Annotated in this window: 17 protein-coding genes; all 17 read right to left on the bottom strand. The window is 41.2% G+C overall.

Translation table 11 applies throughout. The annotated features are described in order from the left end of the window. Positions 1-5: 5 nt before the first annotated feature. Positions 6-341 (bottom strand): tRNA-binding protein, encoded by a 336-nt coding sequence (locus ACIPUA_RS19420; protein WP_042845453.1) that lies wholly within the window; start codon positions 339-341, stop codon positions 6-8. 205 nt (positions 342-546) lie between these two features. Next, complete coding sequence (locus ACIPUA_RS19415; RefSeq protein WP_042845455.1) at positions 547-873, bottom strand: DMT family transporter; 327 nt, start codon at positions 871-873, stop codon at positions 547-549. Between the two features lie 21 nt (positions 874-894). Then, positions 895-1,311: a DMT family transporter gene (locus ACIPUA_RS19410; RefSeq protein WP_042845457.1), complete on the bottom strand. Its 417-nt coding sequence runs from the start codon at positions 1,309-1,311 to the stop codon at positions 895-897. A 62-nt stretch (positions 1,312-1,373) separates the two neighbouring features. After that, entirely contained in the window at positions 1,374-2,063 is a 690-nt protein-coding gene (locus tag ACIPUA_RS19405) for a hypothetical protein (RefSeq protein WP_449060024.1), read from the bottom strand. Positions 2,064-2,077: 14 nt separating this feature from the next. Then, positions 2,078-2,722: a phosphate propanoyltransferase gene (pduL, locus tag ACIPUA_RS19400; RefSeq protein ID WP_048606020.1), complete on the bottom strand. Its 645-nt coding sequence runs from the start codon at positions 2,720-2,722 to the stop codon at positions 2,078-2,080. Further along, positions 2,719-3,156 (bottom strand): BMC domain-containing protein, encoded by a 438-nt coding sequence (locus tag ACIPUA_RS19395; RefSeq protein ID WP_042845463.1) that lies wholly within the window; start codon positions 3,154-3,156, stop codon positions 2,719-2,721. The genes pduL and ACIPUA_RS19395 overlap by 4 nt, the downstream gene beginning before the upstream one ends. A 21-nt stretch (positions 3,157-3,177) precedes the next feature. After that, complete coding sequence (gene cutD / locus ACIPUA_RS19390; RefSeq protein WP_042845465.1) at positions 3,178-4,128, bottom strand: choline TMA-lyase-activating enzyme; 951 nt, start codon at positions 4,126-4,128, stop codon at positions 3,178-3,180. 78 nt (positions 4,129-4,206) lie between these two features. After that, on the bottom strand, positions 4,207-7,638 hold the full coding sequence (cutC, locus tag ACIPUA_RS19385; protein WP_048606016.1) for a choline trimethylamine-lyase: 3,432 nt from the start codon (positions 7,636-7,638) through the stop codon (positions 4,207-4,209). Between the two features lie 57 nt (positions 7,639-7,695). Further along, the gene (locus tag ACIPUA_RS19380) at positions 7,696-8,826 is read right to left on the bottom strand and encodes a 1-propanol dehydrogenase PduQ (protein WP_071548630.1); all 1,131 of its coding nucleotides are present in this window, start codon (positions 8,824-8,826) and stop codon (positions 7,696-7,698) included. A gap of 7 nt (positions 8,827-8,833) precedes the next feature. Then, entirely contained in the window at positions 8,834-9,091 is a 258-nt protein-coding gene (locus ACIPUA_RS19375) for a EutN/CcmL family microcompartment protein (protein ID WP_004259057.1), read from the bottom strand. A gap of 26 nt (positions 9,092-9,117) precedes the next feature. Continuing rightward, a complete protein-coding gene (locus ACIPUA_RS19370) occupies positions 9,118-10,752 on the bottom strand; it encodes an acetaldehyde dehydrogenase (acetylating) (protein ID WP_449060023.1) in 1,635 nt (544 codons plus the stop codon). A gap of 68 nt (positions 10,753-10,820) precedes the next feature. Beyond that, positions 10,821-11,099, bottom strand: coding sequence for a BMC domain-containing protein (locus ACIPUA_RS19365; RefSeq protein ID WP_004259063.1), 279 nt, complete (start codon positions 11,097-11,099; stop codon positions 10,821-10,823). A 15-nt stretch (positions 11,100-11,114) separates the two neighbouring features. Continuing rightward, a complete protein-coding gene (locus ACIPUA_RS19360; protein WP_042845468.1) occupies positions 11,115-11,399 on the bottom strand; it encodes a BMC domain-containing protein in 285 nt (94 codons plus the stop codon). 20 nt (positions 11,400-11,419) lie between these two features. Then, complete coding sequence (locus ACIPUA_RS19355; RefSeq protein WP_004249182.1) at positions 11,420-11,698, bottom strand: BMC domain-containing protein; 279 nt, start codon at positions 11,696-11,698, stop codon at positions 11,420-11,422. A 657-nt stretch (positions 11,699-12,355) separates the two neighbouring features. Beyond that, positions 12,356-12,874, bottom strand: coding sequence for a FidL-like protein (locus ACIPUA_RS19350; protein ID WP_042845470.1), 519 nt, complete (start codon positions 12,872-12,874; stop codon positions 12,356-12,358). Next, a complete protein-coding gene (locus ACIPUA_RS19345) occupies positions 12,871-13,713 on the bottom strand; it encodes a transcriptional regulator (protein ID WP_166684972.1) in 843 nt (280 codons plus the stop codon). Before ACIPUA_RS19345 ends, ACIPUA_RS19350 begins: the two co-directional genes overlap by 4 nt. Before the next feature lie 52 nt (positions 13,714-13,765). Beyond that, a complete protein-coding gene (locus ACIPUA_RS19340; protein WP_449060022.1) occupies positions 13,766-14,344 on the bottom strand; it encodes a TetR/AcrR family transcriptional regulator in 579 nt (192 codons plus the stop codon). Positions 14,345-14,640 lie beyond the last annotated feature (296 nt).

The following is a 14,640-nucleotide window of genomic DNA, read 5'->3' as shown; positions in this document are numbered from 1 at the left end:
GAGCATTATGCTAAAAGCGCACCATTCGGTAGAGGCAGGTTAAATTCTGCAAGAACAATCGCCCCTGTTTCATCCGGTGCCCCCGTGATTAATACCTCGGATTTGATCCCTGCTATCCGTTTCACCTCAAAATTACAGACACATAGCACCTGCTTACCAATCAAATCTTCTGGTGTATAGTTGACGGTAATTTGTGCGCTGGAACGTTTAATTCCCAACTCGCCTAAATCCACGTCCATTACGTAAGCTGGCTTTTTAGCTTTACTATTCACTTCGGCACGAATAATCGTACCGACTCGCATTTCTACCCGAGTAAAATCATCCCACTCAATAATTTGCATAAATCTATTCCTGAATTAATTCACTTATCTTCTGTAAAGTAACACAGAACGGATTTAGCTTTTTATCGCTAGGCAATCATTTTATGTTGTAGAAGCATCAATAGCTTCGGTTACTTAAAAAAAAGCCCTCACACTAAAATGAAGGCAACGTAATGAGCAAAATAATAATAAAGTTCTGAGAGTAGCAATTAAACTAATGTATTAATTACATAGTGGAGAATGTATTCATAATTATCCCGCCAGAGATAATTAACCCCATCGCAAAGACAGCAGGAAAATCAGGCTTTTGTTTATATAACACCATAGAAACTAACGTTACACCGACAATCCCAAACCCACACCATAATGAGTAAGCGACTCCGACAGGGATATACCCCATTGCGCGAGTCAATGCAAAATAGCATAAGCAATATGCAATAATGACTAATACTGAAGGCCCCAACTTACTAAAGCTGTTGGTCTTTTTAATCATGGATGTGCCTGTTATTTCTGAGCCAATAGAAAGCGCTAACCATAAAAATCCAGTAAACATAATATTCCCCTTAAATTTAAATTAGTGAGCTGCTTTATTTTTTGCTGATAATAATGAAGCTTCAGCTTTAGGCTCTTCGGCTTCTTCATCAGAACCCATTTTGGAAAATAGATTCATAATTACAATACCACTTGCTATTACAGCCATACCTATCATTGCGGCTGTATCTGGATGCTGACCATAAAATAACATGCCAAGAGTAGAAACCATTAATATCCCTGTTCCTGACCATGTTGCGTAAGCTAAACCCACCGGAATATATTTAACAGCGCGAGAAAGTGAATAATAACAAATAACATACAGTACGACGATTAATGCCAATAATAACGACTTTGTCATTCCTTCACTATTATCAAACATTTTTAGCGTTGATGTTGCTGATGTTTCAGAAATAATAACCGCCAACATCCAAAGCCATGATTTTGCTTTAGGGGACATAGATAATACTCCTACAATAAATAGAAAATTAAGATGATTTTTAATACGCTAAATTTATTTTATTATTTCAATGATTTTAAATAATCAATTGCAGAATCTGTTAATTTATTTTCATTCGCGCAATACCCCCTAGGGTTATTCATTACTTCTTTTAAAGTAATATAGCGACTTGGAGTTTCATTAGTTATTTCAGGTTTTAAATATTTAGAAATATCATGAGTTAGTAACTTTTTTTCAATTTCATTTAATGGAAAAAACTGAATACCTAAGTTAATTGCTTTACTGATATTTTCTTTAATAAGATGATTATAATTTTCATTTTTATTTAAACCTAAGATATGGCTTAATTCACTTTCTGGGCAGCAATGGTATTTCAATGCCAATATAGGAATATTTTGTGATAGTGCGTGTAAAGTTAATTCACTTTCCTCACTAACAAATAAACCACTGGCAATTTCACCGACAACTTTTGCATCAATAAAAGGTAAAAATAGGCAGCTATAGTGGCTTAACTTATTTATTGATAACGTATTTTTGTCTATAACATGTCCTAGCTCAGCCCATTTCTCCATATTCGAAGACTGAAGCATTGATGCGGTGGCATAAAAGGAAAAACAAACAGAATCTAGCTGCGCTAACCTTTGGTAAATAGCTTGCTGATAGCCCTCAACCGGTGATAACACAACCAAAACTTGTCGTTTTAACTGACGTAAAACTTGTTGCACAATTTGCTCGATCAGTTTTTCGTTCATTTTGCCACCGTTCCTTAACCCGCAATAAATACGCTATCGTTATTACGTAAACCCGCAGCATTCGCTTCATCTGTATCAATATGAAATTCAAGAGAAAACCGCTCATCCACTCTCACGATAACCTCATCAAATACTAAGCTACGCTCACCCTCAGTACGGATATTTACCTTTTGCCCATTCACCACATTGAGTGACCTCGCATCCATCACACTCATATGAATATGACGCTGAGCACAAATAACTTGCGACTCAAGGTTGACGTGCCCAGCAGGGCCGATCAATAAAGCGTTACCTGAGCCCGTTAAATCTCCTGACTCTCTCACTGGCGCTTTAATACCCAGTGCAAAACAATCCGCTTTGGACACTTCAAGTTGCGTTTTTGGACGAACAGGCCCTAAGACTCTCACTTTGCTTATCGACCCTTTTGGCCCAACCACCATGACACATTCCTTGGCTGCAAATTGCCCTGGCTGCTTTAAATCTTTGAATGGTGTCAGTTGATATCCTTGACCAAACAACGCTTCAACATCTTGCTGTGACAGGTGAACATGACGATTTGAAATACCGACAGGAATTGCAATGTTCGGTTGTATTCCTTGAGCAAAGCTATTGGTTGAAAGACGGGATAAAATTTTGCCCATCAACTGCTCATTAATCATGATTTTTTACCTTTGCGTAGGTCATTTTTGGTCTCTTTTACACTGGTATCCTCTTTTACTTCAGGCGCAGTATGTTGAGGTTTTGCTTCAACCGTTTCACTTTCTGATGAACTTTGTCCTTTTTCTGTCTTTTCAATGCTTTTTTCTAATTCACCCTTTTTACTTTTCACCGTTAACAATTTAGCCGTCACACTTTCTTCTGGGCGAGCAATCACTAATGAGCCGACAAGCAGTTGGCTATTCGCTATCACGTCAATGCCATGATCAACCGCAGTGCGAACTGCACTAATTTCACCTTGAAAACAAACTGATACCAACCCAGAACCTATTTTCCGATAACCTATAATTTCTACACTAGCGGCTTTACATGCTGCATCTGCGGCTTGTATGGCGGATGTCAGCCCCCGAGTTTCAATCACACCTAAACTTTTCATCTGTCTCTCCTACTTTGTGACTTAGTGACGAACCAGTCGAATATCGAAATCGAATTGCTTAAAGAATGCTTCAAGTTGATCTAACTCTTCAGCACTATAGGTTGGGTCTTGTTTAACCGGGTAAATCATCTCTAACTTGTCGTATTTGCCACGACCCAACTGGTGATAAGGTAAAATATCGATGCGCTTTACATTGCCGCGTTTGGATAATTCCATCGCATAATTAATCGCACCAGTAATGGCATCAAATGAATCGTTGTATCCACGGACTAACGGCATACGAACGACGATGTTAGCGCCAAGTTCCACCAACCTTTCAAGATTACGGCGAACATTTTCATTCCCAATACCGAATAAGTTTTTATGCTGTACCGTATCGATATGTTTAATGTCATACAAAAATAGGTCGACAACTTCAGCTAGCTTTTCATAGTTGGCTAATGAGGTTGTTCCTTGTGTTTCTACGGCGGTGTTGATCATCATTTTTTTACACTCACGCAGTAGGGCAACAGCAAAGTCGGTTTGTAGGCTCATTTCGCCACCACCGATTGTTACACCACCACCGGAAGAGATATAAAAATCATAATCTTGCATAATGATTTCCATCATTTCGGCTACCGTGACATCTTTGCCCATAATGTCTAACGCACCGCCAATACACACTTCTTCGCATTTACGACAACCAATACAGTCAATACTGCGATTGACACGGTGAATCTGTTCACCTTGTTCATTAATGGTTTTGTAATGGATACCGGTAGGGCAAACATCGACACATTTCCCACAATTCACACATTTGTCGTGAGAAAACATCACTTGAAACTGGCTACTTAGTCCTTCTGGATTAGCACACCATGGGCAGCGAATATTGCACCCTTTTAAGAAAATCAGCGTTCGAATGCCATCGCCATCATAAATTGAGTATTTTTGGATATTAAATATCCGACCTTTAATCTCTGCCGCGCTCATCATTACACCTCTAAAATCAGTTCAAATTTATTATTGTTATTATGAAATGGCAGGTATGAAGCCATACCTGCCAACGCTGGTTTAGAACTTCTCAATTACAGTACGGCTGATAATCTCATCTTGAACCTCTTTACAAAGCTCAACGAAATATGCGCTGTAACCTGCAACACGAACGATTAAATCTCGGTATTTTTCAGGCTCTTGCTGTGCTTTTTTCAGCATTTCGTTATCTACATAACTAAACTGCATTTGCCCGTTACCTAAAATAGAGGCGGTTCTCAGTAACGTGATTAAGCCATGACGCCCTTCCGGTGTATCCAATAAGCCTTTTAAGAACTTAAAGTTATGCACCATACCGATGTTCATCGTCTCAACATTCATCTTGCTGATTGATTTGATGATGGCAGTAGGGCCTTGTTTGTCCGCACCTTGTGTTGGGCTGATACCATCCGAGAGTGGCATCCACGCTAAACGGCCGTTAGCACTTGCTGCGGTCAATTCACCAATTGGGGTATTGTTGGAAATGGATAAGGTTCCGTGACTCAATGTTGAATACAACATGTCATATTTACGGCACTCACGCTCTGTCCACTCGGTGATATCCAGCGCATATTGGTCAACATAGTCATCATCGTTACCAAACTTAGGCGCATTTAAGCAGTCACGACGTAATTCGTCATAGCCTTCAAAGTTTGCGAGTAAGCCATCGCGGATTTGCTCAAGCGTGTAGCGGCCCTCTTCATAAACCAATTTACGAATAGCAACAATGGAGTCAACATAGGTGGCAAGGCCTGAGAAAATCAGCCCTGGGCCGTGGTTGATCATCGCCCCGCCAGCTGCAACGTCCTTCCCTTTTTCCATACAACCTTCTACCAGTAAAGACATCAAGGGTTTTGGAGCTACATCGCGATGTACACGCTGGCTGATAACAGTCCCGATAGCCGATAAACGAACAATGTGGCCAATCTGTGCTTTTACTGCATTATCAAAGTCTTCGAAAGTTTTCAGCTCACGTAAGTCACCCGTATCTAAGCCTTGATAGCTATCAAATAACACCATGCGACCACGGTTTAGCACAAATTCAATCGCAATTGGCCACTGGGTATAACCTGTTGATGTCCATTGATAAATACGGCCTGATTTTTGTGGCTCTACACACCCCATTAAGCAGTAGTCACGCGCATCTTCAAAATCAAAGCCTTTACGTAGCATCATTTTGATGTGGGAATCATCGAAGTGACAGGCTGGAAAGCCCATACCGGCTTTCACCACATCAACGATTTTTTCCATGTATTTCTGTGGTGATTGGTTATGAATACGGCATGCCAGAGATGGCTGATACACTTTCACAAAGCGAACCGCATCCATTATTAAATAGGTCAAATCGTTACAAGCATCACCACCAGAACGTTTTTGTCCACCAACAGTTAAGTTGATAAATGGCTGATAACCTGCGAAGTATTTCGCACCTAGCTCACTCGACATCCACATTAACTCAGCACACTTGATGATAAATGCCTGCATCATCTCTAATGCTTGGTCTTCAGTTAAACGGCCTGTTTTGATGTCGTTTTCATACATTGGTAAGCAATATTGGTCGAGACGCCCTAAAGAAAGACCGGTTTGGTTTTCTTCAATTTCAAATAATGACTCAACCGTCCAAATGCTTTGTAATGCTTCTTGTAATGTCACCGGCGGATTAGCAGGTACATTTTCATTCACCTGCGCGATAGTCAGTAATTCTTCACGGCGTTTTTGGTCTGATTCAAGTACGGCTAATTCACGCGCATGTGCAGCAATACGATGTGAATAAGCAACAACCCCTTCACAGGTTTCAATTGACGCTTTATAGAAATAAATGCGGTCAATGTCATCTGGGTTTTCCATGCTCAACTCAGCTAATTTCGCCTGAGCATCCGCTTTAATGCCATTCATTCCTTTGGTGAATAATAAAACGTCATAGCCTGGGCAGGTATCACCACCACCGTTGATTTGGTGATAAGACAAGTCACTGACAAATGTTTCACCACTGAATTCCCATACCCCCGCTTCACGATATTGTGCTTCACAAATTTCATCCAGAGAGCGCCCTTCCCAGAACGGGGCAATTTCCTCGCGGATCACTTTTTTGTCTTCTTCTGAGATAACAAATGGGTCTTGTGGACGCGTGCTCATGGTATCGAGTTCTTCGACTACCCAACGCCATGCGATATCCGGTGAGAATGCACCCGCACGGGCTTTACCACATGGATGACCCACAATCAGCTCTTCGGGTTGAATTAGGATTGGTGCCGTTTCACAAGCTCGACGGAACGCTTTCGCACGCAATAAAATTGGCGGTAAACCTGGGTTATTTTTGACAACTTCAGTGAAGGCGAGTGCGCGGTAGATAGATACACTTGGACGCGCTTCTAAGTAGCGATTGCGCAAGCGTTGTAAGCGGGGCGTTAAACCTTCCATAACTTTGAATTCAGTTTCCGCTTGTGCTGTTGGAGCAATATAATTCGCATTTGGCGCTGCGTATTGCGGCTGAACACTGTTTTTACCGCAATATAAACGGACTTTTAACCCATTATTGATAGCACTGATATTTTCATTAGCGGATAACATCATGCCAGACAACTCGTTAATGCAAACACGAGGATCATTCAGATAGATACCGTCTTTTAATGCATCGAACATTGGGTAGCCATCAACTTGCTTGGTTGAGCGAACTTCAGAAAGCTCAGCCAGTTTCAGCCATAAACTTTCTACAATTTCATAAGCTTGCGCCTGAGTTAAACGGCCTTGTTCAATATCGCGTTGGTAGAATGGATAAACGGCTTTATCAAATCCCATTGGATTAACCGCATAGCTGCCATTTTCTAAGTGCAAGATCAGCTGTAATAAATAAAAGGCTTGGCAAGCTTCCTTGAAGGTTTGCGCAGGTTTAGCAGGCACATTGCGCAAAATTGCTGCGCTTTCTTGCAGCTCCGCACGGCGATATTGGTTCGATTCGATTGCTGCCATGCTTTCAGCTTTCGTCGCTAAAGATTGCGCAAAGTGGATTGCTGCATCACACGCATAAATCGCAGAGCGGCAATTATTTGCCTCATCAATGCTATTGCGGCTCACTGCGCTACCAATATTTCTCACTTTATTTTCTAGCTGCGCTTTGATAGCTAAAAAGCCTACGTTTAATACTGCTAAGTAATCTGGCGCATCGACGTTACTGTCGCCTGCTAAAAAGGTATAAATACTGTGGCTATTAATTTCATTTTCAGTATGGAAAATAGCACCACGTGGGGTTGATGATTGGCTACCAATAATCAACTCGTCTTGCCCGATAAAGGCTGGAAAATGGCGGATAAACTCATAAAAACGTTGAGCAGGTTTAATCGCCTGCGGCGCACCGGATAATTGGTTACCCAATGCTTCTAAAATATTAGCTCGTTCAGTAATAATTGAACTGTTGCGGGCACTTAAGCGTTCAGCCAGCATTTTTACGCGTGGGGTCAAAGCATATTTATTCATGTTAGCCTATCCTGATGTTCTTTCTAGTTTGTTGTTCATCACATAAAGCGTTAACTGTTAAAAAGACTGTCTATACAGCGCTTCCAGTTGCACCTTGCTCACATCCCGTGGATTGGTCGGCGTGCAACTATCGCGCAGTGCTTGCCCAACCATTTCCCCTAAACGGGCGTTAAAATCGAATTCATTGATACCTGTTGCTTGAATGCCTTTTGGCAGGTTCATTTCATCTTTCAATACGTTGATCGCCACCATCAGGCTTTCAACGCCTTCACGTATTGATGACGCGGGTAAATCTAAATTTTTCGCAAGATTGGCGTAGCGTTTCGCTGCCTCAGTGTCACAACGGCCTTCTAAATCTGCATTGAAAGCAACCACTTGTGCCATTAACAGAGCGTTGGCGCGGCCATGTGGGATATGGAACACACCACCTAATGCATGAGCCAAACTGTGCGTTATCCCAAGGGAGGCATTAGTGAAAGCCATTCCTGCAATACATGACGCGTTGTGCATTTTTTCGCGAGCCACTAAATTGCTTCCTTCACGGTAGCAATCAATTAAATGACCAAAGACTAATTGCACGGCTTTTTCTGCCAATGCATCGGAAAAATCAGAAGCGGTACGCGAAACATACGCTTCCAATGCATGGCACAGCACATCCATTCCTGTATCCGCAGTAATAGAAGCTGGCACAGATTTCACTAGTGCGGGGTCTAAAATAGCTACATCTGGCAACATAAACTCATCAACCAAAACCAGTTTTTCAGACTGAGACTTGATCACGGAAAATGATGTCACTTCAGAGCCTGTTCCACTGGTGGTTGGAATAGCGATAAACTGCGGTTTAACTCGATTGGGGTCTTTTTTCGTGTGCCAAAGGGAGTAAATAACAGCTTTCGCAGCATCAATCACCGACCCACCACCGAGTGCAATCACCACATCTGGGTATTGCCTATCCATTATTTTCATGCCGTTAACGATGGCTGAAATGTCTGGATCTGGCACAACATCATCGTAAATCGAAAAGGTGATGCCACTTTGGGTTAGCCTGCGAGTGACTTCATCAGCTAAGCCAAACTTCACCATCGCTTTGTCAGTGACGATAAATGCATGGTGAGCACTCATTTGTGAGATAAAATCCAATGCGTTAGCACCGAATTGGACTTTAGGTTTAATCAAAAACTGGTTCATGCTGTTTTTACTCCTTGGTATAAACCTTTTCCACAATGGCAACCACTGACATGGCTTTGTAATTGTCTTTATTCAAAGCGAAGTAAGCTTCAGCTAAAACAATGTCATTGATACCAGCACCAACACTGTCGACTGCCACATACGTTTTGTTTTTCAACGGTTCAAGGTCATCCCCTAGCTTTGTTACCATCAGTAAGTTACTGCCGCTAAGTTCTTGGCATTTCTGCGTTGCAACAACATGCCCGACTACCTTTGCAAGGATCATGGTTTATACCGCCTTATTCCAATGAGTTACTTATTTAGGCGTCCGAGAACGGCCTTGATGATCTGCTCAACATTTTCTTCACTGATATCACCGTGAGAAACGACAGCCTCAGTAATCGCAGCCGTTGCCACCGCACCGCCAAATCGGTCATCACCTGTTGGATGGACAGCTACGGGTGACGTTGTCGCCGCAACAGGGTTACGGAAGCGGTTATCATCAAAAATACTGACTTGCGGTTGAGTTACCGTTGCTGATACCGCAGGTTGTGCAGTTGTACAAGGCTGAGTGGGTTGCCTTAAATCTTCAATTGAACGTACGCCATAACCCACTTTGCGGATATTCAGTAGATTCATTGGCCCTACATTATCTGAGCTAGAACCACCACCCACTGCGCCACACCCCAACGTCAATGCAGGCGTAATATTGGTGGTTGCCCCGATACCACCAAGCGCCGCTGGTGTGTTAATTAAAATGCGGTTAACGGGTTTTTCGAGAGAGAACTGGCGAATAACATCTTCGTTTTGAGTGTGAATAACCAAGGTATGGCCTAAGCCCTCGTTGGTCAGTAAGTCAACCACACGATGACAAGCTGATTGCCAGTCTTCTTCGATATACATCCCTAAAATTGGGCACAATTTTTCACGGGAGTACGGATTTTTAGGGGAAACGGTATCTTGTAATGCAATTAATACACGGGTATTCGCAGGGACAGCGAAACCTGCTCGTTGGCTTAAAGTAATCGCATCTTTACCTACCACTTCAGGGTTGATAGTGCCGTTCGCTCTAAGCAACATGGATGCCATACGCTTCGCTTCTTCTTCGTTCATGAAGTAAGCACCTTGGGCAAGGAGTTCACGATGGACTTCGTTATAGATACAACGCTCAACAATAATGGATTGTTCGGATGCGCAGATCACACCATTATCGAAAGTTTTACTGGTGATAATGTCACTGACTGCTTGCTTGATATTAGCACTACGTTCAATAAATGCAGGGCCATTACCCGGGCCGCCACTAATGGTTGGTGTGCCTGATGCATAGGCTGCACGCACCATGCCTTCACCACCCGTTGCCAAAATTAATGAAACGTCTTTGCTGTGCATCAGTTCTTTCGTTGCTTCAAGAGTCAACATAGTGACTGCATCAACGATACCTGCTGGTGCGCCCGCTTCTAGTGCGGCTTTTTTGACTATTTCTAACGTACGGAAACTGCATGCTTTAGCATTTGGATGAGGGGAGAAGACGATTGCGTTACCAGCCTTCAAGGCAATCAACGTTTTGTAGATGATGGTTGATGTCGGATTAGTAGAAGGTACTAACGCTGTGATAACACCAAGAGGTACCCCCACATCCATAACTTTGTTGACTTTGTCATCATTAATGATGCCAACGGTTTTTAGATCTTTGATGTGCTCATAAACACGCATTGAAGCGAAGGTATTCTTCAGGACTTTATCTTGCCACTTCCCAAACCCTGTCTCTTCATTGGCCATTTTTGCCAACTCTTCTGCATGAAGTGCAGACTCAATAGCAATGTGTTTAACAATACTGTCGATTTTTTCCTGCGAAAATGTCGCGAATTCTTTCTGCGCTTGTTTCGCGTTTCGAACTAGCTCTCTTGCTAGCTGTCTGGATTGCAGATCTTTGTCTAATGCAACCATGTCTTCCCCCGTATCGGAGTCAAAATTAACTCATTAACTTGTTGTTTTATTGATTTATTAGCCAATAATTACGCTTTGTGTTGCTGCGCAATTTTGCCAATATCGTTGTGTGGTCTTGCGATAACGCGTGAAGTCACCACTGTTCCGATACGTTTTGCAGCCTCAACACCGGATTCAACAGCAGCATTAACGGCACCCACATCACCTTTAACCATTGCTGTCACGAGCCCTGAACCAACATTTTCATAACCGATTAGCTCGACATTCGCCGCTTTGCACATCGCATCAGCCGCTTCAATACAAGCCACTAAACCTTTGGTTTCAATTAGACCAAGTGCTTCTTTCATAAGTGATTTCCTTTTTTATTCCGTGACTTTATACTGGGCGACGATTTTTTGAATATCGCTATGAGGACGCGCGATAACCAAAGATGTCACGACGGTGCCAACGCGAGAGGCGGATTCAACACCTGAATCCACTGCAGCTTTCACTGCACCTACATCGCCTTTGACCATGGCGGTAACTAACCCTGACCCAACATTTTCATAACCAATCAGCACAACGTTTGCGGCTTTGCACATCGAGTCTGCGGCTTCAATACAGGCCACTAACCCTTGAGTTTCAATAAGACCTAATGCGTCACCCATGTTTTTTCCTCCGGAAAAAGTTATGCTTTATGTTTAATAACAATTTTGTTGATGTCATTGTGTGGACGCGCAATCACCAAAGAGGTCACAACTTCCCCAACACGCTGAGCAGACTCAACACCGGAATCGACAGCCGCTTTAACCGCGCCTACATCCCCTTTAACCATTGCAGTTACCAAACCGGAACCGACATTTTCATAACCAATTAGCTCAACATTCGCCGCTTTGCACATGGCATCCGCTGCTTCGATGCAAGCCACCAAACCTTTAGTTTCAATAAGACCTAATGCATCACCCATTGTTATTTCCTCCGAGAAACCTTCTTTGTTTTTCTTTACCGCTGATAATTCAAATTGATGTGTCCGAGTACATGTCCTTTGAAATATCGGGGTAATCATTTGCGCCAAGGGTGTCTGCGCGGTGATTTATTGAACGCAGCCTTTGGCTTCAAACTCACTATAGAGCCTAAAAAACAAAACAAAATATAAATCCATGAATGATTAATACTTAGTGTTTTACTCTAAAAATTAGTGTGATTTATTTAATTTTTTATGTAATCTCACTAAAAAAACCAAAAATTCACGTTTCTATCTGGAGATGAAAAAAGGGCTAAAAGTTGATTTACGATTAATCAAAGGAATTGTTAACAAGATATTATTGAGCTGATAAGGCGGGGTAATTTAGGGAGTGATAACTGTGGAAGGGCTCACTTGCTTATAAGCTTAGCTAAGTATTTATTTGTGAGATAGCGATTGGGCAACTGCCAACTTCAATACCAACTTGGCTAATCTCATTCACGAAACCACTATGAGGAACCCTGCATAGGCATAATTAGTTTAAACTAAGTAAAGCTCCAATGAGCTATTGGATAAAACACGGGGGAGCATCTCTATACGCATAAAATACCGAAAGAAAAGAGCCCATAGCGCCCTTTTCTTTAAGCTATTTTCAGACCATTAATCAAATTTACTGCCAGGTTTAAGTGTGCAGATATAAAGCGGGGAATTTATTGAGCTTAACAATAATGCTTTGTCATTGAGCTTTTGGGCATTAAGAAATAAACCGTCATGGCTATCTGACATCTCTCGCATAAAGTAATCGAAAATAACATCGGGGGATTCATCAATAGAAGATGCTCGTGATTCCCATTGGCTGATATTATAATGCCTTTCTGTTGGGGATACTCGTTGGGTAGTATAACTAAATTTTACGTAACGTTGTAAATATAGCCACCCTGCTTTGGAGTCTGTATAACCTTCCACAACAATCGAGCCCTTGCCATTAGAACCAAAATTGAAATGAATGTTGCCATTAACATTTTCATCTATCATATTTTCAAAGCGCATAATGCCTTTAGTCGAACAGACCATCAAACCATCTTGTTGATTTGAAAATAACACTGACTGAGTATAAACCGCTACTATGATAAATAGTAAACCACTCAGTAAGCATAATACCTTGCCTGAAATCTTCATGATGGATTCCATGAATAGTAGAAGTAATTATCACAATAACTAAATGGGTTATCTTCATTCACAGCACAATGGGCCAGAAAAACTCGCCCTAATCCATTCGTTTGTAACTTATCACCATAGAAAAAAACAAATCGCTCCTTTTCTATGCAGTCTAGTTTCAAGTTATTTCTTACCTTGTCAAAATTTTGTATATAGTTGAGGGCAACAGTGCCATTAATCATTTTCTCATTTGACAAGACATCGCAATTATTGTGTTCCAACACCGTCATACTAATTGGTGATGATGGTTGCTTGGATAGATAAGCCATCACGGCTAATAAAATTGAGCAAAGCAATAAGGCTGCACTAGCTAAATACCAACAAATTTCTTTTTTTTCTGGGGTTAATGAAGTAATAACTTGTGGTTCTTCAAGGGGATGTGGGGCTGAATTCGCAACAGAAGATAAAACGACCTCTGCGCCATCAATTTCATTAAGATTACTAATTAACTCAAGAGGGTTGATTTTAATATCATCAATTAATTCTAAGGAGACTTCAGAATTGAATTCTAATAAGCCTCTACCAACAGTAACGATAATATTTTCAATACCATATTGACGGAATGCTTTTCTTAAAATACTTAAGTATTGATTTAAATTACTGTTCGATGACACTAAGCCATTATCATCCCATACAGATTTCAATATATCGTCTCGGGATAAAACACCATTATGTTGTATAAAATAAAATAATAATGCATTAGCAGTGATAGACAATTGCGTGTCCACCTCACCTTCTTTCAAAGATAAAGTGCCATCAACTGCATCATATATAATGAAGGCATTGATTTTATATTTCACTATCGCCTCATGTGCTTATTATATTAATAAAATTACACTGCTGGTATTACCGTTACTCCTCAGGTAGTTTTTCAAATGATATTTGTGTCAACCGACTTACAATAGCAGCGCGTTCTTGTTGTAATAATGTTTCCCCTTCAGTCAATGACGAAAGCCATAACCCATCAGCGGCATACCTGACTAATGCCCCTAAATAACTATTATCAAATTCATCCCCATTTGCTAAATGGCCTAACACCCAATCTCGCCAACATTGACGTAATACCGGCTCTGTTGGCATAGCTAAAGACAGCAAAGCAAGTTGAAAACTTTCATCCGATTCTTTAAGTTCACCAATATAGTGCAAATATGCACGAGAGAAACGCCCATACGGATTCGGATCATTCTCGATAATCAAATGAATTCGCTCATCCATAATTCCCAATAATTGGAGAAACAACGCATGGATGAGTTCCTGTTTGCTTGGGAAGTGGTGCATCAACCCGCCTTTACTGACACCCGCTTCTCTTGCCACAGCATTAAGAGATAACGAAGAAATCCCTTCTCTACCAGCAATAATGCGAGCCGCTTTGAGTAACTCAACTTGGAGTTTGGCGGGATCTTTTTTTCTATGCTGTGCCGTTTTATTCATGAAACGAATGATACCGACCAGTCGGTATGTTTCATTTTGACTAAAATCAAGTAACTATGATTTGTCAGTGGGTAAATAGAAATACTGGAAGAGGACTCACAATATCCCATCGTAATAATTCATATCACTATAATTAATTTAAAAATTCAATTTTTTTTGATATTTGTTTCACTTATTCTGTCGTTTTAATTTAACTTAGATTTTGCACCTGTTCATATTATGATGTTTAATAAAAGAAACAACGTTCTGACAAAATACAAATCATATGAAGTATTAATGATCAACTGTCGATAGAA

The sequence above is a fragment of the Providencia sp. AGC89 genome (genome assembly GCF_053543535.1).
Note: the sequence above shows the minus strand (reverse complement) of the source record. Positions and strands in the feature narration are given on the sequence as shown.